This is a genomic window from Actinomycetospora sp. (genome assembly GCF_036497245.1).
GTDB lineage: Bacteria > Actinomycetota > Actinomycetes > Mycobacteriales > Pseudonocardiaceae > Actinomycetospora.
The window spans coordinates 14408-35532 of record NZ_DASXJS010000187.1 but is presented as its reverse complement, the minus strand read 5'-3'; the positions used below and the strand labels follow the sequence as shown (position 1 = coordinate 35532).

The window sequence follows — 21125 nt, the reverse complement described above, 5'->3', positions numbered from 1 at the left end:
GGCCGCCGCTATGGCCCGGGCAGCGTGCCGGTCACGGTGGCGACCAGGTCGGCCACCACTCCGCCGGCGGCGGCCCGGTCCGCGAGCCAGACCGCCTCGGTCGTCATCTTGAGCCGGGCGTCCTCGACCGCCAGCCGCACGACCGGCTCGCCGGCGAACGTCCTGGCGGTCATCCCGCCGCCCATCCCGATCAGCGTGAACGCCTGCCCGGTGGTCACCACGTGCGCCAGGCCGCCCAGGTTGTGGCCCTCCAGGACGAGCCGCTTGCGCACCCCGAAGCTGTTCAGCAGCTCGTCGGTGCGCCGGTACAGCTCCGGGGCGGCGTCGTAGCCGATCGAGGCGTACGGCAGCGTGGCCAGCTCGTCCAGCCGTACCGAGGTCCGCCCGTCGAACCCGGCGCCCCTGCCGACCACGACCGCCACCTGCTGGCTCTCCAGCCAGTGGCTGCGCAGCCCCCGCCCGCCGACCGGGCCGTGCGCGAGCGCGAGGTCGATCTCGCCGGCCCGCAGCGCGCGCAGCAGCGGCTCGCTGCTCGCCGGATGCAGCCGCACGTCCAGATCCGGGTGCTGGGTGCCCAGCGCGGCGAGGAACCGGGTGCGCAGCTCCCCGGACACGTCGGGCGCGATGCCGACCAGCGCCGCCCGCCGGCCGCCACCGGGCTCGCCGCGGACCAGCAGCGGCAGCGCGTCGAACCGCTCGATGGTGTCCCGGGCCGCCGGCAGGAAGCGCTCACCGGCGGCGGTCAGCTCCACCTTGCGGCTGCTGCGCCGGAACAGTGGGGCGCCGAGCTCGCGCTCCAGGTCGCGGATCCGCTGGCTCAGCGGCGACGTCGCCATGTGCAGCCGCTCGGCCGCCCTGGTGAAGTTGAGCTCCTCGGCGACCGCGACGAAGTACCGCAGGTGCAGCATCTCCACCCGCTCACCGTAGGCCGGCTCAGCGTGACCACACCGGTCAGGCTGACGTTCGGACATCGGTCGTGGTTCTCGGCGTGATCGCGCCGTAGGTTCGGATCCAGGGCAGGGGACCACAGCCCGCGAACCACAGCCCGGAACCACAGCTCGGAAACCACGAAGAGGACCACAGTGAGGTGTCCACGATGAGCCAGCCGGAACAGCGTCGACCGATCCGCATCGCCAACTTCTCCGGTTACCTTGGCGATCGGTTCACCGCCGTCGACGAGGTGATGGCCGGCGACCCGGTGGACGTGCTGATGGGCGACTACCTGGCCGAGATCACCCTGGCCGCGCTGTCCTCGCGGCACCGCCAGGACCCGGCCAAGGGCTACGTGGACTACTTCATCGACCAGCTGCGCCCGCACCTCCCCGAGCTGGTGGAACGGGACATGAAGGTGGTGGCCAACGCGGGCGGGTTCAACCCCGCCGGGCTCGCGGCGGCGCTGCGGGCCATCGCCGCCGAGGACGGCGTCACGCTGCGGGTGGCGCACATCGAGGGCGACAACGTGCTGGCCAGGCTGCCCGAGTTCGCCGAAGCCGGGTACCAGCTCGAGCACCTGGACACCGGCGCGCCACTGTCGTCCTGGGGCAGCGAGCCGATCGCCGCGAACGCCTACCTCGGTGGCTGGGGCATCGCCGCCGCGCTGGCCGAGGGCGCCGACATCGTGGTCTGCGGCCGGGTCACCGACGCCTCGCTGACCCTCGGGCCGGCCGCCTGGTGGCACAGCTGGCGCCGCGACGACTGGGACGCGCTGGCCGGCGGGTTGCTGGCCGGCCATCTGATCGAGTGCGGGCCGCATTCGGTGGGCGGCAACTTCGCCGGCTTCACCCGGATCCCGAACATGCTGGTGCCCGGGTTCCCGATCGCCGAGGTCGCCGCCGACGGCAGCACCGTGATCACCAAGCACGGCCGTGACGGCGGCGCGGTCACCGTCGACACGGTCACCGCGCAGCTGCTCTACGAGATCCAGGGCCCGGCGTACCTCAACTCCGACGTGACGCTGCACCTCGACACCATCGATGTCACTGAACAGGGGCCGGACCGGGTGCTGGTCAGCGGGGCGACCGGCTCGCCGCCGCCGCCCACCACGAAGGTGGCGGTGTTCGGCCAGGTCGGATTCCAGACGGTGAACACCTGCTACGTGACCGCGCCGGACGTGGCGGCCAAGGTGGAGCTGCTGCGCGCCCAGTTCAGCCGGGACACCCCGGACGGCGTCGAGCTGGACATCACCCGGATCGGCACCGCCGCCGAGGACCCGGAGACGCAGTGGGACGCCACCGTCGGGCTGCGGGTGATGGCCACCGCGCGCACCCGGGAGCCGCTGGACCGCTACAACCTGGCCGGCCGCCTCGGCAGCCTGTACCTGCAGACCATCCCGGGCTACTTCCACGACGGCGCCAGCACACTGCGGGCCACCGCCCGGCCCCGGATCGACTACTGGGGTGCGCTGCTGCCGCAGTCCGCGTTGGCGCACCGGGCGGTCATCGAGGACCGGGTGATCGACGTCCCGGCGCCGGAGCAGACCGCGGCGACCAGCCAGCCGGTGCATCCGGAGCCGTCGGCGGCCGCCGCGTCCGGCGTTGTGCGCAGCGCCGCGCTGGGTACCGTTGCCTATGCCCGCAGCGGGGACAAGGGCGGCAACTGCAACGTGGGTATCTGGGCGCCGGACGAGCGCGCCTGGCCGTGGTTGCGCGACGCACTGTCCACCGCTGAACTTCGCCGGCTGATGCCGGAGATCAAGGAGCTGGACGTGGTGCGGCACGAGTTCCCCCGGCTGCGCGCGGTGCACTTCGTGCTGCGTGGGTTGCTGGGTACCGGCGGATCCTCCAACCTGCGCATCGACCAGGTCGGCAAGGCGGTCGGCGAGTACCTGCGCGCGAAGCACCTGCCGGTGCCGGTGGAGCTGCTCGGCGCGGCGGGTTCGGGCCCGCGCACGGCGGACGGGGTCGGCGCGTGACCGGGCTGGCGGTCGGGCTGACCGAGCGGGTGGCGGCCGCCGTGGCGCAGCCGGCCACCGGCGACGAGTTCGACGTGCCGGCCGCGCTGGCCGAGGTGCTGGACGGCGTCGGGCTGAGCCCCGGTGACTCCGGCGGCCGGATCGACTTCCTCGGCGTCGACCCGGTGGTACCCAGCACGCTGCGCCTGGGGGCCGCCTCGGCGGTCGCGCTGGCCGCGAAGGCGACGGCGGTGGCCAAGCTGTGGCAGCTGCGCGGCGGCGGTGGGCAGGACATCTCGGTCGACCTGCGCGCCACCCCGCATCGGCTCTGCCCGTTCTACGACCGCCGCTGGGAGCTGCTCAACGGCTACCCGCTGGGCTCCGGGAACGTCACCCAGGCACTGGGCTTCAACTTCTACCGCACCGCCGACGACCGCTGGATGATGCCGCTCAACCCGTACCCGAAGATCAAGGTGGCCGCCCAGAAGCTGCTCGGGGTGCCCGAGGACACGGCCGCGGTGGCCGCCGCGATCGGCCGCTGGCAGGGCCGTGAGCTGGAGCGGGCCGGCGTCGAGGCGGGCTGCGTGATGCCGATGCTGCGGTCCGCCCCGGAGCTGCTGGCCGAGCCGCACTACCGGGAGGTGCTGTCCGGGCTGCCGCTGATCGAGGTCACCAGGATCGGCGACAGCGAGCCGGAGCCGCTGGCCGCCGGCGTCCCGGCACCGCTGTCCGGGGTGCGCGCGCTCGGCATGGGTCACGTGATCGCCGGCGCCGGCCTGGGGCGGGCGCTCGCGCTGCACGGCGCCGACGTGCTGAACCTGTGGCGTCCGCTGGAGCTGGAGCACGACGTCACCTACGCCACCGCGAACGTGGGCGTGCGCTCCGCCCGGCTGGACCCGACCGCACCGGAGGGCGCCGAGCGGCTGCGCGCGCTGCTCGCCGGCGCCGACGTGTTCTACGCCAACCGCCGGCCCGGTTTCCTGGACCGCATCGGGCTGTCCGCCGAGGAGGCGGCCACGGTCCGCCCCGGCATCATCCACGCCACCGCCTCGCTCAACGGCACGCACGGCCCGTGGGCGGACCACCTCGGCTTCGACCAGACGGCCGGCAGCCTGGTCGGCATGATGAACCTCGAGGGCGGTCTGGGTACCGGTGGTGACCGTCCCGCGCTGCCGCCGATCCTGGTGGTCAACGACTACATCGTGTCCTGGCTGTTGGCGGTCGGGGTGCTCGAGGCACTGATGCGGCGGGCCGAGCACGGCGGCAGCTACCGGGTGCACGTGTCGCTGACCAGGGCCGCGCTGTGGATCCTCAGCCTCGGCGTGTTCGACCGGGAGTACGCGGCGGCCACCGCCGGGCGCGGCGAGCTGCACGCCTACCACGACCCCAAGGTGTTCACCGCCGATACGCCGCTGGGCCGCTACCAGGGCGTCACCGAGCAGATCCGGATGTCGGCGACCCCCGGCGGCTACGACCCGGTACTGGTGGCCCGGGGCTCCTCACCCGCCGAGTGGCTGCCCCGCTAGGTAGCCCGTGAGTGGCGAGTGGTCCTCCGAGGCCACTCGCCACTCACGGGGTCAGCTGGCCGGCGCGTCGCACAGACAGCGGACGCAGGCCTCGGCGAACACGCGTACCGCGTCCCGGTCGTCGCGGGTGCGCCAGGCGACCGCGAGCTCGCTGGGCGGCAGCCCGCTCACCGGCCGGCACACCACGTCGGGGCGCTGGTAGATGGCGACGTTGCCCTCGGAGAGCAGCACCACGCCGAGCCCGGAGGCGACGGCCTCGAAGGTCTCGTCGGCGGTGGCCGCCTCGGCCGCGACCCGGGCCGGCGTGCTCCGCTGGTCGGTGGCCAGCCAGAACTCGCGCAGTGGCCCGGCCGAGGCGGGCAGTGCGATGAACGGCTCGTCGGTGAGCTCGTCGAACGGGATCACCGCGCGGTCCGCGAGCCGGTGCCCGGCGGGCAGCGCCACCCAGCGCTGCTCCGAGGCCACCGCCTTCCAGCTGAACTCCGCGCCTGCCGGGAACGGCAGCCAGGCGACCGCCACGTCCACCTCGCCGCTGGCCAGCCCGGCCGTCGGGTCCGCCCAGGACACCTGGCGGAACAGCAGCTTCCACTCCGGGTGCAGGCGCTCCAGCCGCGCGGTGACCATCGGGATCAGCCCCCGCCCGATGCGGGTCTGGAAGCCGACCGTGAGCGTGCTCCGCCCGGCGGTACCGACCAGCTCCCGCTCCGTGGTGCCCCACTGCTCCAGCAGCGCCCTGGCGCGGGGCAGCAGCGCGCTGCCGGCCGGGGTCAGGGTGACCGTGCGGCGGTCCCGCTCGAACAGCGCGACCCGCAGGGTCAGCTCCAGCTGGCGGATCTGCTTGCTCAGCGTCGGCTGTGCGATGAACAGCCGGTTGCTGGCCGCCCTGGTGAAGCTCAGCTCCTCGGCGACTGCCACGAAGTAGCGCAGGTCCCGCAGGTGGATGTCCATAGCCAGAGGCTATTACAGCCGGTCTTGGACGGGCACCTGGTTCCGGCCCGACCATGGCTGGTGTGGAACTGGGTGTGAGTGGACTGAACGCGAAGGCGACGCTGGGCCCGGCCGAGACCGTGCGGCTGGCCAGGCTCGCGGAGGAGCTGGGCTACCGCTCGTGGTGGGCTGGTGAACACGTGGTGCTGCCCAGCCCGAGGGTGGCCGACTCGCCGATGGAGCCGACAGACCCGATCCTGGACCCGCTGGTGCACCTGAGCTACGTCGCCGCGGTGACCGCGCGGATCGAGCTGGCCACCGGGATCGTCATCCTGCCGCAGCGCAGTCCGCTGGTGTTGGCCAAACAGGTGGCCAGCCTGGACGTACTCAGTGGCGGGCGGGTTCTGCTCGGGGTCGGCGCCGGTTACCTGGAGCCGGAGATGACCGCCGTCGGGGTGCCGATGGCCGGGCGCGGTGCCCGCGGCGACGAGTACCTGGACGCCATGACCGCGCTGTGGACCCAGCCGGCGCCGGAGTTCCACGGCCGCTACGTGTCGTTCGACCACGTCGACGCGCACCCCCGGCCGGCCCGCGCGGGCGGGGTGAAGATCGTGGTCGGCGGGCACAGCCCGGGTGCGTTCCGCCGCGCGGTGAGCCGGGGGCACGGCTGGTTCGGCAACGGCGCCGGGGTCACCGACCTGCGGCGGCACCTGGTCGGCCTGCACCGGGCGGCCGCCGAGGTGGACCGGCCGGCCAGGCTGGGCCGGCTGGAGATCAACTGGATGCAGCTGGACCCGGTCGCGGTGACCGCCGCCGACGCCGGCCGCTACGCCGCGCTCGGTGTCGACCGGCTGGTGGTCTACCCGCTGCCGCTCACCGACCCCGCCGAGGTCGCCGCCTTCCTGGAGCGGCACGCCGACCTGCCGTACTGAGCGCAGGCCCCGCCACCCGGGCCGCCGACCCGTGGCCGGTACATCGCCGCGCTAGTCCGCCCCGTGCTCGGTGTTCCACCGGCCGGCGCGCTCGTACAGCGGGCGGAGCGCGGTCAGGTGCTCGCGCATGCTCTGCTCGGCGGCGTGCGCCTCGCCGTGCGCGATGTGCTCGGCGATCTCCAGGTGGTGCTCGTCCACCCGGTCCCACTCGGCGCGGTCCACCCCGCCGCGCTCCAGCTTGGTGCGCAGCACGTCGCTCACCGGCTGGCCCATCATGGTGAACATCAGGTTCCCGGTGGCCATCAGGATCGTGGTGTGGAAGTCCAGGTGCGGCACGAACCCACTGGGGTCCCTCGGGTCCCGGGGCGCCGCGGCCGCCGCGCGCACGGCCTCGACCGTCTCGGCGTCGGCCCGCTCGGCGGCCAGCCGGGCGGCGGCCGGCTCGAGCAGCAACCGGGCCTCCAGCAGGTCGTCGAGCCCGAGCCTGGGCGTCATCACCAGCACGCCGAGCGCGCCGCCGATGTCCTCGACCATGCGGGCCGGGTCGGGTGCCGCCACGAACGACCCGCCGCGCACCCCGCGCAGCGTCTCGATCAGGTGTTGGCTGGTCAGGACGCGCAACGCCTCGCGCACCGTGCTGCGGCTGACCCCGAACGCCCGGCTCAGCTCGGCCTCGTTGGGCAGCCGGTGGCCGGCCGGGAGCAGGCCGGCGACGATCTGGTTGCGCAGCTCGTCGGCCACCTGCCGGTAGGCGGGGCGAACCCGCTGCACCTGCAGTCGGGCCTGGGGTGCAGCGGCCCGTTCGGGCGCTGGTGGCGAGGGCACCGGGGCAGCCTACCGAGCGCCGGCCGGCCGGGCCGCTGAAATGTCTGATGTCTCCGATTTCGCCGTCCGCACGGGCAAGTGGCGGATTGCTCCGACTCGAGGATTGTTCGTCAATCCATTGACTCGCTGCAGGATGCATTTTACGTTCGACGTGCTGCAGCTCACACCCAGAGGTGCGCTGCACGCGGGCCCCGCAACGGTGCGGAAGCGGCCACACCCCCGGCCGCGGTCAGGAGGAAGCATGTCCGAGTCCAGCAACGGCCACCCCGCTCCCGTCGAGGCCACCGATGTGGCGGACGCCGTCGTGGTCGGCGCGGGCGTGGCCGGGCTGTACCAGCTCTACCGGCTGCGGGCGCTCGGCCTGCGCACCCGGGTGATCGAGGCCGGCGCGGGCGTCGGCGGCACCTGGTACTGGAACCGCTACCCGGGCGCGCGCTGCGACGTGGAGAGCCTGTCCTACTCGTACTCCTTCTCCCCGGAGCTGGAGCAGGAGTGGACCTGGAGCGAGAAGTACGCCACCCAGCCCGAGATCCTGCGCTACCTCGAGCACGTGGCGGACCGGTTCGACCTGCGCGGCGGCATCACCTTCGACACCAGGGTGGACAGCGCCGCCTACGACGAGCGGCGCCGCCGCTGGCTGGTGGCGACCGACACCGGGGAGCGCATCGACGCCCAGTTCGTGATCATGGCCACCGGCTGCCTGAGCGTGTCGAAGGCGCCGGAGATCCCGGGCGCGGAGAGCTTCCGAGGGCCGATCCACCACACCGGGCACTGGCCGCACGAGGGCGTCGACTTCACCGGTCAGCGGCTCGGCGTCATCGGCACCGGGTCGTCCGGCATCCAGTCCATCCCGATCATGGCCAGGCAGGCCGTCGACACGACCGTCTTCCAGCGCACGCCGAACTTCTCCATGCCGGCCGGCAACCGCCCGCTGCCGGTCGAGGAGGTCGACGCCATGAAGGCGAACTACCTCGCGTGGCGGGAGGGCCAGCGGCACTCCGGTTTCGGCGTGCCCATCCCGGAGCCCACCCTGGCCGCGTTCGAGGTGTCCGAGGCGGAGCGCAACGCGAAGTACCAGGACGGCTGGGACCGGGGCAACCTGGTGTCGATCCTGGCGGCCTACACCGACACGCTGACCGACGCCGAGGCCAACGACACCGCCGCCGAGTTCATCCGGTCCAAGATCCGTTCGATCGTGCACGACCCCGAGCTGGCCGAGACGCTCTCGCCGCGCAGCTTCCCGGTCGGCACCAAGCGGCCCTGCCTGGACAGCGGCTACTACGAGACCTTCAACAAGCCGAACGTGCACCTGGTCGACCTGCGCGCGACACCGCTGGTGGAGATCACCGAGCGCGGCGTGCGGACCTCGGAGCGGGAGTACGAGTTCGACGCGATCGTCTTCGCCACCGGGTTCGACGCGATGACCGGCGCGCTGACCAGCGTCGACATCCGCGGCGTCGGCGGGGTGTCGCTGAAGGACAGATGGGCCGACGGGCCGCGCACCTACCTGGGCATCGCGGTCGCCGGGTTCCCGAACCTGTTCACCATCACCGGACCGACCAGCCCGTCGGTGTTCAGCAACATGATGGTGTCCATCGAGCAGCACGTGGACTGGGTCACCGACCTCATCGCCCACCTGCGGGACCGGGGCGTCCCCGCGGTCGACGCGACGGAGCGGGCCGAGCAGGAGTGGGTCGCGCACAACATCGAGGTCGGCGACGGCACGCTCTACCCGACTGCCGAGTCCTGGTACATGGGCTCCAACGTGCCCGGCAAACCCCGCGTGCTGATGGCCTACATCGGCGGCGTCGGGGTGTACCGGGACAAGTGCGACGAGGTCGCGGCGAACGGCTACGAGGGTTTCGCGTTCGTCCCGGAGCCGAACCTGACCCGCGCCTGACCACTGGTTTTCCGTCCGCCCGGCACAGCGTGGTGCCGGGCGGGCGGATCTCGACCCGCGCCGACACCGGAGGTGTGCAATGCCCTTCGTCGTCCCGTTGACCCGGCGCGAAGCCGTGGAACGGCAGCTGCGCGAGGAGATCGTCAGCGGCATGCTGCCGGCCGGCACGGTGATCAAGGACGCCGAGGTGGCGGCCCGCCTCGGCGTGAGCATCACCCCGGTGCGGGAGGCGATCGCCCAGCTGGCCGCCGAGGGTCTGATCGACATCGCGCCGAACCGCACCCGGCACGTGACCCGGGTGACCCAGAAGAACGCGCTCGAGCTCATCGACGTGATGGGTGTGCTGGCCTGCGCGGGGTTCGAGTGGGGCGTGCACAACCTGACCGGGTCGCACCTGGCGCGGCTGCGGGAGCGGCTCGGCGAGTTCGAGGCGAACCTGCGCGCTGGCAACGTGACCGCGGCCGGCGGGGCGGGCGCCGACTTCAGCACCATCGTCATCCTGGCCAGCGGCAACCGGGAGCTGCAGACGCACGTCGACCTCGTGGTGGCGCGCACCCTGCGGCTGCTCGCGCTGACCGCGGACAGCGCCGCCTGGCAGGTCTGGACCCAGGGCTACCGGGAGACCCTGGCGTGCCTGGAGGCGGACGACCGCCCCGGCGCGGTGGCCCGGTACCGGCAGATCTTCGTCGAGTACCGCGCCGTCGTGGAGACCATGCTCTTCGACCAGGACAGTGCCCAGGGCTGACCGCGTGACCCCGGGCTTGACGTCGGCGATAAAACGTCAGACATTTACCTGAGTCGAACGGCGAGGGAGTGGCTGATGGCGGTGCGGCCGGGCTGGCAGGGCAGGTTCTACGAGGACTTCGAAATCGGTGACGTGTACCAGCACCCGCTGGGCCGCACCATCACCGAGACGGACAACACCTGGTTCACCCTGCTGACCATGAACACCAACCAGGCGCACTTCAACGCGCAGGTCGGTGCCTCCTCGGAGTTCGGCCGGATGCTCGTCGCCTCGCCGCTGACCATCTCCATCGCGATGGGCCAGTCGGTCACCGACACCACCCAGAACGCGTTCGCCAACCTCGGCGTCGACGAGCTGAAGCTGACCGCGCCGGTGTACGCGGGCGACACGATCTGGTCGGAGTCGATCGTGCTGGCCAAGCGGGAGTCGGGCAGCCGCCCGGCCGCCGGGATCGTCACCATCCGCACCCGCACGCTCAACCAGGACGCCGTCGAGGTGCTCACCTTCAAGCGCACCTTCTACGTGCACCGCCGCGGCGCCGAGCGGGCGGCGTCGCTGTTCCCGGTCGCCGCGGTGCCGCTGTCGCTGGACAACGGGTGAGGCCGCTGGCGGACGTCCGCATCGTCTCGCTGGAGCAGTACGGCGCCGGGCCGTTCGGCTCCATGCACCTGGCCGAGCTGGGCGCCGACGTCATCAAGATCGAGGACCCGTCCACCGGCGGTGACGTCGGGCGCTACGTGCCGCCGTACGCCGACGGCCGGGACTCGCTGTTCTTCGAGTCGTTCAACAAGAACAAGTCCTCGGTTACCCTGGACATCCGCACCCCGGCCGGCCGCGAGGTGTTCCACGACCTGGTGCGCACCGCCGACGCGGTCTACTCCAACCTGCGCGGCGACGTACCGGCCAAGCTCGGCATCCGCTACGCCGACCTCGCGCAGGTCAACCCGAAGATCGTCTGCTGCTCGCTGACCGGCTTCGGCATGACCGGGCCGCGCTCGGCCGAACCCGGCTACGACTACGTGCTGCAGGGGCTGGCCGGCTGGATGTCGCTCACCGGCGAGCCCGGCGGCGCGCCGCAGAAGACCGGGCTGTCGCTGGTGGACTACAGCGGCGGTTTCGTCGCGGCCATCGCGCTGCTCGCCGGCATCCACGCGGCGCGCCGCGACGGCGTCGGCACCGACTGCGACCTGAGCCTCTACGACACGGCCGTCAGCCTGCTCACCTACCCGGGCACCTGGCACCTCACCGAGGGCTTCCAGCCGGTCCGCACGCAGCACTCCGCGCACCCGTCGCTGGTGCCGTTCCAGGTGTTCGAGGCCGCCGACGGCTGGCTCGTGGTCGCCGCGGCGAAGGAGAAGTTCTGGCGGCGGCTCACCGTGGTGCTCGGCCGCCCCGAGCTGGCCGACGACCCCCGGTTTGCCACGTTCGCCGAGCGGGACCGCAACCGGGACGTGCTGGTACCGCTGCTGGCGGGCATCCTCCGGGGGCGCACCGTGGCCGAGTGGCTCGCGCCGATGTACGCCGCGGCCATCCCGTGCGCGCCGATCAACGACGTGGCCGCCGCGCTGTCCGACCCGCACGCGGTGGAACGCGAGCTGGTCGCGCACACCGCACACCGCCGGTTCGGCACGGTCAGCTCGCTGCGCTCGCCGGTGCGGGTGGGACCGCCGGGCGCGGACACCGCCCCGCTGCGCGCCGCGCCGGAGATGGGCGAGCACACCGGGTCCGTACTGCGCGGGCTCGGCTACGACGACGAGCGGATCGCCGGGCTGCGGGCGGCCGGGGCATTCGGGGAGGGGGAGTAGATGGACTTCCAGCTGAACGACGAGCAGCGGCTTTTCCGGCAGACCCTGCGCGACTTCGTGGACCGGGAGATCGTGCCGGTGGCCCGGGACTGGGAGCGGTCCGGCCGCTACCCGACGGAGATCGTCGAGGGGATGCGCAAGCTCGGGTTGTTCGGGCTGCTGGTGCCGGAGGAGTACGGCGGGCTGGCGGCCGACACGGTGTCCTTCGCGCTGACCTTCGAGGAGATCTCCCGGGGTTGGCTGGGCATCGCGGGCATCCTGGGCAGCCACTCGGTGTCCTGCTGGCTGCTCGCGCACCACGGCACGCCGGAGCAGCGCGCCCGCTACCTGCCGGAGCTGGCGACCGGGGCGCGGCGTACCGGCATCGCGCTCACCGAGCCCGGCGCCGGCACCGACCTGCAGGGCATCAGCACCACGGCCCGCCTCGATCCCTCAGGTGCCTCGGGTGACTACATCGTCAACGGCACCAAAATGTGGATCACCAACGCGCGCTACGCCGACCCGCTGCCCGTGCTGGTCAAGACCGACCCGAAGGCCCAGCCGGCCCACCGGGGGATGAGCATCCTGCTCGTCGAGGCCGGGACGCCGGGCATGGAGGTCACCCAGGACATCGGGAAGCTCGGCTACAAGGGCACCGAGTCCTGCGAGGTCGTGCTCGACGGCGTGCGGGTGCCGTCCTCGCAGCTGCTCGGCGGCATCGAGGGGCGCGGCCTGCAGCAGGCGCTCTCGTCGTTGGAGACCGGGCGGATCAACATCGCCGCGCGCTCGGTCGGCATCGCCCAGCGCGCCTACGAGGAGGCCCTGTCCTATGCGCGGGACCGCACCGCGTTCTCGCAGGCCATCGGGGACTTCCAGGCCGTCCAGCTGCGGCTCGCCGAGATCGCGGTCCAGCTGCAGGCCGCGCGCCTGATGACCTACTGGGCGGCGTCCCGGATGGACGACGGCGTCCGCATGGACACCGAGTCGGGCATGGCCAAGATCTTCGCCTCGGAGACGGCGCTGCAGTGCGCCACCGACTCGATGCGCATCCACGGCGGCTACGGCTACTCCACCGAGTTCGAGGTCGAGCGGCTCTACCGTGACGCCCCTCTCATGTCGATCGGCGAGGGCACCAACGACGTCCTGCGCACCGTGGTCGCGAAGTCCCTGTTGTCCGGGAAGGCGACGGTCGGCTGACCGGCCGCGCGGCTCCGACCTCTTCCGCCCGATAAACATCCGACGTATTGTCTGTGGCTCGCGCCACACGCTGACGTCGGCCACGTCCGGTGCCTCCGGAGACCGCCGATCCGCCCCCCTCGCACTCGGAAGGTGTGATCCGCCGTGGACTTCGGCGTCTTCATCCCGATCGGCAACAACGGCTGGCTGATCTCGGAGAACTCACCGCAGTACAAGCCCTCGTTCGACCTCAACCGGCGGGTGGTGCAGGAGGCGGAGGCGCAGGGCTTCGCGTTCGCCCTCTCGATGATCAAGCTGCGGGGATTCGGCGGGAAGACCGAGTTCTGGGACCACAACCTCGAGTCGTTCACGCTGATGGCGGGGCTGGCGGCGGTCACCGAGCGGATCAAGCTCTACGCGTCGACGGCGGTGCTCACACTGCCACCCGCGCTGGTCGCCCGGATGGCCTCGACGATCGACTCGATCGCGCCGGGCCGGTTCGGCGTCAACATCGTCTCCGGGTGGGCCAAGAACGAGTACGACCAGATGGGGCTGTGGCCGGGCGACGAGTACTTCGGCTACCGCTACGACTACTCCACCGAGTACGTCCGGGTGCTCCGCGACCTGTGGGACACCGGGCGCTGTGACCTCGACGGGCAGTACTTCCAGATGAAGGACTGCGTCCTCTCCCCGCAGCCGACGGGGAAGGTCGACGTCGTCTGCGCGGGCCAGTCGGAGCGCGGGATGCAGTTCTGCGCCGAGTACGGCGACTACAACTTCATCCTCTCGCCCGGCATCAACGACCCTGAGGTGTACCGGGAACCGACCGAGCGGCTGGCCAAGGCCGCGTCGGCGAGCGGTCGCGACGTCAAGGCCCTGCCGCTGTTCATGGCGATCATGGCCGACACCGACGAGGAGGCCCGCGCGAAGTGGGACTCCTACCGCGAGGGGGCCGACCTCGCCGCCCTGGGCTACATGTCCGACGAGGGCAGCGCCGACGCCACCGCCGACGCCTCGGGCACCGCGCGCACGATCAACCTCCCCGAGGGCGCGGTCAACTTCAACATGGCCACCCTCGTGGGCTCCTACGAGACGGTGGCCCGACAGATCGATCAGGTCGCGGCCATGCCCGGGGTCGAGGGGTTGATGTTCACCTTCGACGACTTCGAGCAGGGCGTCCACGACTTCGGGACCAAGGTCAAGCCGCTACTGGGATAGGTGCGCTCCGCGCTCGTGAGCACTTTCGGTGGCTATAGCCACCGAAAGTGCTCACAAGGCCGGAGGCCACCTTTCGGAAGGAGAGCCACATGTCGATCGACAGCCCGCCCCGGACCTCCCTCGCCGCCGCCGTCGGGGACTTCGTGTCCCGGGCCCGGCCCGAGGACGTCCCGGACGAGGTCCTCGAGCGGGCCCGCTACTTGGTGCTCGACGCCGTCGGACTGGCGTTCGCCTCGACCGGCTACGACTTCCCGGCGAAGGCCCGCGACGCGCTGGGGCGGCTCGGCGCAGGCGAGCACCCGGTGCTCGGCATGCCCGACCGGCTCTCGCCCCGCGACGCCGCCACGCTCAACGGCGTCCTCGTCCACGGCATGGACTTCGACGACACCCACATCCCGGCCGTCACCCACGTCTCCGCGTCGGCGCTGCCCGCGGCGATCTCGGCGGCCTGCACGGCGGGGCCGGCGGGTGCGACGACGCGGGATCTGCTGCTCGCCTACGTGCTCGGCGTCGAGGTCTCCGCCCGGGTCGGGCTGGGCGGGGCGGGCGGTTTCCACGACGTCGGGTTCCACCCGACCGCCGTCGCCGGAGCCTTCGGCGCGGCGGTGACCGCGGCGAAGCTCTGGGGCCTCGACGCCGCGGGCATCACCGCCGCGCAGGGCGTCGTCGGGTCGATGTCGGCCGGCCTGCTCGAGTTCCTCGAGGACGGGTCCTGGACCAAGCGCCTGCACCCGGGATGGGCCGCGAGCTCGGGCATGACCGCCGCAGCGTTCGCCGAGCAGGGCTGGAGCGGGCCCGCCGCGGTCTACGAGGGCCGTTTCGGGCTCTACGCGACCCACCTGCAGCAGCGCGAGTCGGACGCGTCGGCGGTCGCGGACGGGCTGGGGGAGCGGTGGGAGCTGATGCGCACCGCGGTGAAGCCGTATCCGATCTGCCACTTCATCCACGCCTTCGCCGACGCGGCGCTGGCCCTCCGGGCCGAGCACGGCCTGACCGCCGACGACGTCCGGTCGGTCCGGTGCGCGATCCACCCGGTGCCCGGCAAGGTGGTCTGCGAGCCGGCGGCGAACAAGTGGGAACCGCGCGACGAGTACGACGCCAAGTTCAGCCTGCCCTACGTGGTCGCCACGGTCCTGGGCCGCGGCCGGTTCGGGCTGGCGGAGCTGGAGGACGACGCGCTGCGCGACCCGGCGACGCTCGACCTCGCCCGCCGCGTCGAGGTCGTCGAGGACCACGACGGCGCCTTCCCGCGCGCCTACTCCGGGTACGTGGAGCTCGAACTGACCGACGGCAGGCGGCTGACGCGGCGCGAGCAGGTCAACCGCGGGCACGACGAGCGCCCGCTGTCGAACGAGGACGTCGCCGCGAAGTTCGCCGGGACCATCGGGACGGTGGCCGACACCGCGACCGCCGACCGGGTGCGCACGGCGGTGCTCTCGCTCGGGGACGACACGCCCGCCCGGGAGTTCGCCGAGGCCTGCCGTGGCTGAGCGTTCCGTGGCCGAGCCTGCCGGTGCCGAGCGGGGCGGTGCCGAGCCGCCGGTGAAGGTCGGACTGCACCTGACCCATCAGCGCCGTCCCGAGCAGGACCCCGTCGTCACCCTCGACGAGCAGCTCGACCTGGTCCGGCGCGCGCGGGACGAGGGCCTCGACTCGGTGTTCGCGGGGCAGCACCACCTCGCCGAGTCCTTCGCCCACATCCAGCCGCTGCCCTGGCTCGCGCGGCTCGCCGCGGAGGCGGGGGAGATGACGGTGGGCACCGGCTGCCACCTGCTGGCCGTCCACCACCCGGTGGACACCGCGGAGGCCTACGCCGGCCTCGACGTCGTCTGCCGGGGCCGGTCGGTGCTCGCGGTCGGGCTCGGGTACCGCGCCGAGGAGTACGCCGCGTTCGGTGTCCCGCCCGGGGAGAAGGTGCGGCGGTTCACCGAGAACCTCGCCATCGTCGACGAGCTCTGGCGGGGTGGGACGGTGACGCGCGACCTGCCGTGGGTCCGGCTGGACGAGGCACGGCTGCTCCAGCGCCCCGTCGCGGACCCGCGCCCACCGATCTGGATCACGGCGAACGCCGACAACGCGGTACGGCGGGCCGCGCGCCTCGCCGACGCATGGATGATCAACCCGCACGCGACGGCGGCGACGGTGCGCCGCCAGCTCGAGCTCTTCGACGCCGAACGGGAGGAGCACGGGCGCCCACCGGCGACGTCGCGGCCGCTGATGCGCGAGGTGTTCTGCGCCGACACCCGGGAGGAGGCGCTCGAGCGCGCCCGCCCGTACCTCGCGGGCAAGTACGAGGTCTACGCCGACTGGGGCCAGGACCGCGTGATGCCCGACCAGGAGTCGTTCCGCATGGGGTTCGAGGCCCTCGCCGACGACCGCTTCGTGATCGGGACCCCCGACGACTGCATCAAGGGGCTCGCGGTCTGGCTCGACCTCGGCGTCGACCACTTCATCCTGCGGACCGACTGGCCCGGCATGCCCGCCGAGTACGCCGCCCGGTCGATCGAGCTGCTGGCCCGGGAGGTGGCGCCGGCCCTGAGGTGCGCTCCGCGCACGTGAGCCGGAGGCACCTACGCTGCCCGCCATGCCGGTCTCCCTGGGCGACGCCTACCGCGGCGCGTTCACCCGCCTCGACACACGACTGCGCGCCGTCGCCGCCACCGATCCCGCCACGCTGGACACCCTCGTCCCGGCCTGCCCCGGGTGGACCGTGCACGGCGTCGTCTCGCACCTCTCGGGGCTCGCCGTCGACATCCTTGCCGGGCGCCTGCCCGGGATCCCCGACGACGAGTGGACCGCCGGGCAGGTCGACGCGCGCCTCGGCGTCCCCGTCGAGGAGGTGCTCGAGGAATGGGCGCCGCACGTCGACGCGATCGCCGCCGGGCTGGACTCGCGGACGATCCCGCCGCCCGCCGCGGCCGACGCGCTGACCCACGAGGGCGACGTGGCCGAGGCGCTCGCCGACCCGGTGCCGCCGGAGGAGGGCTGGCGCGACGGGGCGAGGCTGCTGTGCCGCGGGAAGGTGCGGGGGATCGAGCGCCCGGGGACCCTCACCGTGCGCTGCGGCGACGACGAGTGGACCGGCGGGTCGGGCGGGGACGGTCCTGCCGCCGCGGTGGAGGTCGACCCGTGGGAGTTCTTCCGCGGCGTGTTCAGTCGCCGCAGCACCGATCAGATGCGCGCCTGGGCGTGGGACGGCGACCCGGAGCCCTGGCTGGCGTCCCTCACCGTGTTCGGTCTCCGCACCGACGACCAGCCGAGGTGTGCAGGCACCTAGCGCACAGGCACCTCACTGCGGAACCGCTCCCGGTAGGTGTCCCAGTCGAAGGTGTCCAGGAACGCCGTCGCCGCGTCGTAACCGCGCTGGTAGAGCGCCTCGCGACGCGTCTCGGTGATCCCGAAGTCGAGCAGCCCGACCTCGGCCGCCTCGATGTGGATCGTGCGCGCCTGAACCCACGGGCGGTTGAGGTAGGCCTGGTCGCGGCCGAGGATCATCGTCGTCAGCAGCTGCTCGAGCAGGCGCAGCGCGGCCGGCTGTGGCCAGTCGAACATCCGCGAGTGGAAGAGCGCCACGCGGTCGCCGATGCCCGGCTTCGGCGCGGTCGTGATCGTTACCCCGAACGTCGGCCAGCCCGGTGACCCGCCGTCGGTGCGGTCCAGCGAGTCGATGGGGAAGTTGGACAGCAGGCCCCCGTCGACGAGCGTGGACGTCACGTCCGGATCGGCGTGGGTGAGCGTGGTCGGCTCGAACAGGAACGGGATCGACATCGAGGCGCGGACGGCGTCGGCCACCGGCTGCGAGTCCGGGTCGAGCCCGTAGACGCTGCGGTAGTCCCACGGGAACCGGACCAGCTGTCCGAGGGTGAGGTCCGAACAGGTCACGACGAGGCGGTAGCGCTGCTCGGGCGGGAGGGCCGGGTCGTCGAGGCGCAGGTCCCGCCAGGTGCGGACACCGAGCGCCTCGAGCTCGGTGGTGATCCAGTCCAGCAGGTACTCGCCGCGGTAGAGCCCGGTGCCCGACAGCAGCGCGAGGCCCGGACCGACCAACGGGAGACGGCCCAGACCGTGGCGGTCGGCGACCGACCGGAAGTCCAGCCTGCGGGTGATCTCGCCGAGCTGCGCGCCGTGCGCCCCGGCCGCGGCGATGGCCCCGACGAGCGCGCCCGCCGACGTCCCGGAGATCCGCTGCGGGCGGTAACCGGCGTCGGTGATGGCCGCGACGGCACCGGCGAGGCCGATCCCCTTGACCCCGCCGCCTTCCAGAACCAGGTCAGCACGCATCACCGCCGATGATGCCCCTCCGCTCGCAGCACCCGTCACCCGGACGGCCGCCACCACCCGCATGGGACGCTCCCACGGTGCTGACGCCGGTCGGGCTCTGGCTGACCCTCCTCCGGCGTGCCGCGGCGGGAGCGGGCGAGCGCACCCTCACGGTGCCCACGGCCGCCGGCGACGTCGGGCTGCGGGTCGCCTCGGTGAGCGTCGGGTCCGGCGGGTCGGGACTCGCCCTCGGCCGGCTGCGCGAGGTCCACGTGTCCGCGGTCGACGTCACCTGGGAGGGACTGGTCGCCCCGCACGTCCAGGCCACGGTGGACGTCGTCGACCTGCGCCCGTCGGGGAGCCTGGCCGCCTCCGGCATCACGCTGCGGGCCACGCTGCCGCGCAGCGCCGTGCAGGAGATCGTCGACCGCAGCGGCGCCGCGCTCCTCGTGGAGATCACCGACGGGTCGCCGCGGGTGCGCTGGGCCCGCGCGCCACGGCGGTGGTCGCTGGAGGTGCGGAGCGAGGTCGTGGCCGACGGGCTGGTGCTGCGCGCCGTCGCGCTGCGGTCACGCCGGTTCCGCTGGCGCCTGCCCTCACGGCTGCCCGCCCTCCCGGGAGGGGCGCTGCGACTGCCCGGCGGGCTGCGGCTGGTGGACGTGGTGCCGGGGCACGACGACGTGGTGGTCACCGCGACCCTCGCGGGGCCCGTGACGGTGACCGCGACGCCCGGCCAACTGCTGCGGGGCGCCTTCGGCCGGTGAGCGGACGCCGCAGTCAGGGGCGCGTCGGCTCAGACGCCGATCAGGCTGCTGCGCTGCGGGAGGGCCTCGTGCTCACCGACGCGCTGGACGGGGATGCTCACGGTCGCCGCGGCGACCAGCGCCTCGCGGTGACGCGCCCGGCGGATCGCCTCGGCGCGCAGGCCCTCCTCGCGCATCGCGGCGCGGGAGCGGCTGTCCACCGTGCCCCGCCGGGCCATCGAGACGAAAGGCGCGACGAGCCAGGCCCCGAGTGCGGCGCTTCCGACGACGACGGTGCTGAACATGATCTCCCCCGAGAGTCCTCGACGCTCCCCGACGAAGCGTGTCGGATGAGTCGTCGCCCTACGGCATCCGGTCGTTACGAGAGTCACCCGATTGGATGAGCAACCTTCACCCGGTGCCCGCTGCGGCCGCGAACCCGATGACGAGCGCGGCCCCGAGGAACCCCACGACGACGAGCACCCCGACCACCTGCCCCGTCGCGGACTCGCCCAGCCGGCCCTGACGCAACGCCGGAGGCAGCCCGGGCGCGATCACAGCACCGAGCAGCCCCCCGACCGCGCCCCAGCCGAGTCCGAGCACGACGGCGGGCGCGAGGTCGAGCCGGACCCCGAGCGGTCCGGCCGACAGCTCCGTGACGACGGCGACCAGGGCGAGCGCCGCGGCCAGCGCCGGACCGAGCGTCCACCCGCGCCGCAGCGCCTCCTCGGGCGACGGGGCGTGCAGCGCCGCCGCCATCCCGCCGAGGACGCAGATCAGCGCGCCCACCAGCGGCGCGAGCCACCACGACGGCCCGTCACCGAGGAGGTGCACCAGCCCGAGGACGCGCTCGCCGGTCGGGCCACGCCCGACGAGCGGGACGCCCAGACAGAAGGCGAACGCCCCGAGCAACGCGGTCGGCGCGAACATCACGACGGCGGCCACCGCCACGACGCCCGCCGTGGCCGACCCCGACCCCGACGAGGTGACGGCGCCGGTGACCCCCGGCGGCAGCCAGGTGGTCGGCTCGACCGGTGTCCCGGTCGCCGCCCGCGCGAGGACCCCGGCGACCACCAGGGCCAGCCCGCCGAGCCAGCACGAGCCCAGCACGGCGCCGGCCCCCGCCACCGGGCCGGCCAGCACGTCGCGCATGCGACGCAGTCCGGGAGCCAGGACGTCCGGACGTCGCCAGGCCGTCACGAGCGCGAGCGCCCCGGCGAACCACAGCGCCCCGCCGAGCAGGGTCGGCGCGACGGCGACCGTGATCGCCCCGCCGGTGGTCGCCACCCGTCCGGTCAGTGCGACCGCGGTGAGCCCGGCGAGAAACGCCACGACGCTGCGCGCGGCCTGGACCGGGACGTCCGCGGCGGGCCGGGCGTCGCCGACGACGAGCGAGGCACCCGTGGCGACGGCGACCGCGGTCACGAGCAACGGCGTCCCCGCGACGACGCTGTCGAGACCGCCGAGTGTCCCGAGGTCGAGCTGGACCGACACCGACCCGCCCACGCCGAGCGCGATCGCGACGGGCACGAGCATCAGGGGGGACGCCGCCGGCGACTCGCTGCCCGCGACCACCGCGAGCAACGCGCCCGGGACGGCCAGCACGGCCAGGGTCGCGGCGGCCGCGGCCAGGGCGCCGAGCCAGTCCCGGGGAGTACCGATCAGGGGGACCGGGGCTCGGGCGGTGCCGCCGCCCGGGGTGCGTCGGGGAGGTCCGTCGCCGCGCACCGGGACCCGCGCCCGGGCGGGACCGCCCGCGGGGGTGCGCCGGCTCGGTGGTCGGGGAGTGGGGCGCGGTCCGGTGCGGGAGACCGGCGGCGTCCGTCGCGGCGGGACGGCGCGGTCCGCCGGCACCGCCTCGTGGGCGGCCGGCACGGCCTCGGGGCCGGTGGGCACCGCGCCACGGCCCGCCGAGACCCGTTGGTGCTCGCGCGCCGCTGCCGGGGCCTCGTCGTCGACTGCCGGACGCGGCGCGGGGAGATCGACCGCCCCGCACGCTCGGCAGAACGCCCAACCGTCGGTCCGCGTCGCCCCGCAGCGCGAGCACTGTCCAGCCGCCACCGCAGCCCACCCCCGTCGTGCCGCCTCCCCGTGGGCGACGACCCGATCTCACGCAGTCGCCGTACCGGCGTCGAGGTGCACGAACGGTGGAGGTAGCCGGGCGGTACGGCCGTCCGGGCGATGACGGGACGGTGCTGG

At 73.4% G+C, this 21125-nt stretch carries 19 protein-coding genes; 13 read left to right on the top strand and 6 right to left on the bottom strand.

Annotation, left to right across the window (positions count from 1 at the left end):
- Nucleotides 1–8: 8 nt before the first annotated feature.
- Nucleotides 9–908, bottom strand: coding sequence for a LysR family transcriptional regulator (locus tag VGI02_RS19680; protein ID WP_331629970.1), 900 nt, complete (start codon nt 906–908; stop codon nt 9–11).
- 188 nt (nt 909–1096) lie between these two features.
- Here VGI02_RS19680 and VGI02_RS19675 point away from each other — a divergent pair, with 188 nt between their 5' ends.
- Together VGI02_RS19675 and VGI02_RS19670 are read left to right on the top strand one after the other, a co-directional pair.
- The gene (locus VGI02_RS19675) at nt 1097–2911 is read left to right on the top strand and encodes an acyclic terpene utilization AtuA family protein (protein ID WP_331629959.1); all 1815 of its coding nucleotides are present in this window, start codon (nt 1097–1099) and stop codon (nt 2909–2911) included.
- Nucleotides 2908–4416 carry a CoA transferase gene (locus VGI02_RS19670; RefSeq protein WP_331629957.1) on the top strand — a complete coding sequence of 503 codons (1509 nt, stop codon included), beginning with the start codon at nt 2908–2910 and terminating at the stop codon, nt 4414–4416. The genes VGI02_RS19675 and VGI02_RS19670 overlap by 4 nt, the downstream gene beginning before the upstream one ends.
- Nucleotides 4417–4467: 51 nt before the next feature.
- On the opposite strand, the gene VGI02_RS19665 is transcribed toward VGI02_RS19670, so the two are convergent.
- Complete coding sequence (locus VGI02_RS19665; RefSeq protein WP_331629956.1) at nt 4468–5364, bottom strand: LysR family transcriptional regulator; 897 nt, start codon at nt 5362–5364, stop codon at nt 4468–4470.
- Nucleotides 5365–5438: 74 nt separating this feature from the next.
- On the opposite strand from VGI02_RS19665, the gene VGI02_RS19660 reads away from it, so the two are divergent.
- A complete protein-coding gene (locus VGI02_RS19660; RefSeq protein ID WP_331629955.1) occupies nt 5439–6275 on the top strand; it encodes an LLM class F420-dependent oxidoreductase in 837 nt (278 codons plus the stop codon).
- Nucleotides 6276–6326: 51 nt separating this feature from the next.
- On the opposite strand, the gene VGI02_RS19655 is transcribed toward VGI02_RS19660, so the two are convergent.
- Entirely contained in the window at nt 6327–7100 is a 774-nt protein-coding gene (locus VGI02_RS19655) for a FadR/GntR family transcriptional regulator (protein WP_331629954.1), read from the bottom strand.
- Between the two features lie 241 nt (nt 7101–7341).
- Between VGI02_RS19655 and VGI02_RS19650 the strand changes: the two genes are divergently transcribed.
- From VGI02_RS19650 to VGI02_RS19610, 9 genes are all read left to right on the top strand, one after another.
- Nucleotides 7342–9000: a flavin-containing monooxygenase gene (locus VGI02_RS19650; protein WP_331629953.1), complete on the top strand. Its 1659-nt coding sequence runs from the start codon at nt 7342–7344 to the stop codon at nt 8998–9000.
- 79 nt (nt 9001–9079) lie between these two features.
- Nucleotides 9080–9745, top strand: coding sequence for a GntR family transcriptional regulator (locus tag VGI02_RS19645; protein ID WP_331629952.1), 666 nt, complete (start codon nt 9080–9082; stop codon nt 9743–9745).
- Nucleotides 9746–9820: 75 nt separating this feature from the next.
- Nucleotides 9821–10345 carry a MaoC family dehydratase gene (locus VGI02_RS19640; RefSeq protein ID WP_331629951.1) on the top strand — a complete coding sequence of 175 codons (525 nt, stop codon included), beginning with the start codon at nt 9821–9823 and terminating at the stop codon, nt 10343–10345.
- Nucleotides 10342–11550, top strand: a complete 1209-nt coding sequence (locus tag VGI02_RS19635; RefSeq protein ID WP_331629950.1) for a CaiB/BaiF CoA transferase family protein — start codon at nt 10342–10344, stop codon at nt 11548–11550. Before VGI02_RS19640 ends, VGI02_RS19635 begins: the two co-directional genes overlap by 4 nt.
- Complete coding sequence (locus tag VGI02_RS19630) at nt 11551–12726, top strand: acyl-CoA dehydrogenase family protein (protein WP_331629949.1); 1176 nt, start codon at nt 11551–11553, stop codon at nt 12724–12726. It abuts the gene before it with no gap.
- A gap of 144 nt (nt 12727–12870) precedes the next feature.
- Nucleotides 12871–13923: a pyrimidine utilization protein A gene (gene rutA, locus VGI02_RS19625; RefSeq protein ID WP_331629948.1), complete on the top strand. Its 1053-nt coding sequence runs from the start codon at nt 12871–12873 to the stop codon at nt 13921–13923.
- An 89-nt stretch (nt 13924–14012) separates the two neighbouring features.
- Nucleotides 14013–15413, top strand: coding sequence for an MmgE/PrpD family protein (locus VGI02_RS19620; RefSeq protein ID WP_331629947.1), 1401 nt, complete (start codon nt 14013–14015; stop codon nt 15411–15413).
- Entirely contained in the window at nt 15406–16482 is a 1077-nt protein-coding gene (locus VGI02_RS19615; protein WP_331629945.1) for an LLM class flavin-dependent oxidoreductase, read from the top strand. The genes VGI02_RS19620 and VGI02_RS19615 overlap by 8 nt, the downstream gene beginning before the upstream one ends.
- Before the next feature lie 25 nt (nt 16483–16507).
- Nucleotides 16508–17200, top strand: coding sequence for a maleylpyruvate isomerase N-terminal domain-containing protein (locus VGI02_RS19610; RefSeq protein WP_331629943.1), 693 nt, complete (start codon nt 16508–16510; stop codon nt 17198–17200).
- On the opposite strand, the gene VGI02_RS19605 is transcribed toward VGI02_RS19610, so the two are convergent.
- A complete protein-coding gene (locus tag VGI02_RS19605; protein WP_331629941.1) occupies nt 17197–18204 on the bottom strand; it encodes a patatin-like phospholipase family protein in 1008 nt (335 codons plus the stop codon). The genes VGI02_RS19610 and VGI02_RS19605 overlap by 4 nt on opposite strands.
- A gap of 77 nt (nt 18205–18281) precedes the next feature.
- Between VGI02_RS19605 and VGI02_RS19600 the strand changes: the two genes are divergently transcribed.
- The gene (locus VGI02_RS19600; protein ID WP_331629939.1) at nt 18282–18947 is read left to right on the top strand and encodes a hypothetical protein; all 666 of its coding nucleotides are present in this window, start codon (nt 18282–18284) and stop codon (nt 18945–18947) included.
- 29 nt (nt 18948–18976) lie between these two features.
- On the opposite strand, the gene VGI02_RS19595 is transcribed toward VGI02_RS19600, so the two are convergent.
- Complete coding sequence (locus VGI02_RS19595; RefSeq protein WP_331629937.1) at nt 18977–19231, bottom strand: hypothetical protein; 255 nt, start codon at nt 19229–19231, stop codon at nt 18977–18979.
- Nucleotides 19232–19337: 106 nt separating this feature from the next.
- On the bottom strand, nt 19338–20987 hold the full coding sequence (locus VGI02_RS19590; RefSeq protein WP_331629935.1) for a hypothetical protein: 1650 nt from the start codon (nt 20985–20987) through the stop codon (nt 19338–19340).
- Nucleotides 20988–21125: the final 138 nt, after the last annotated feature.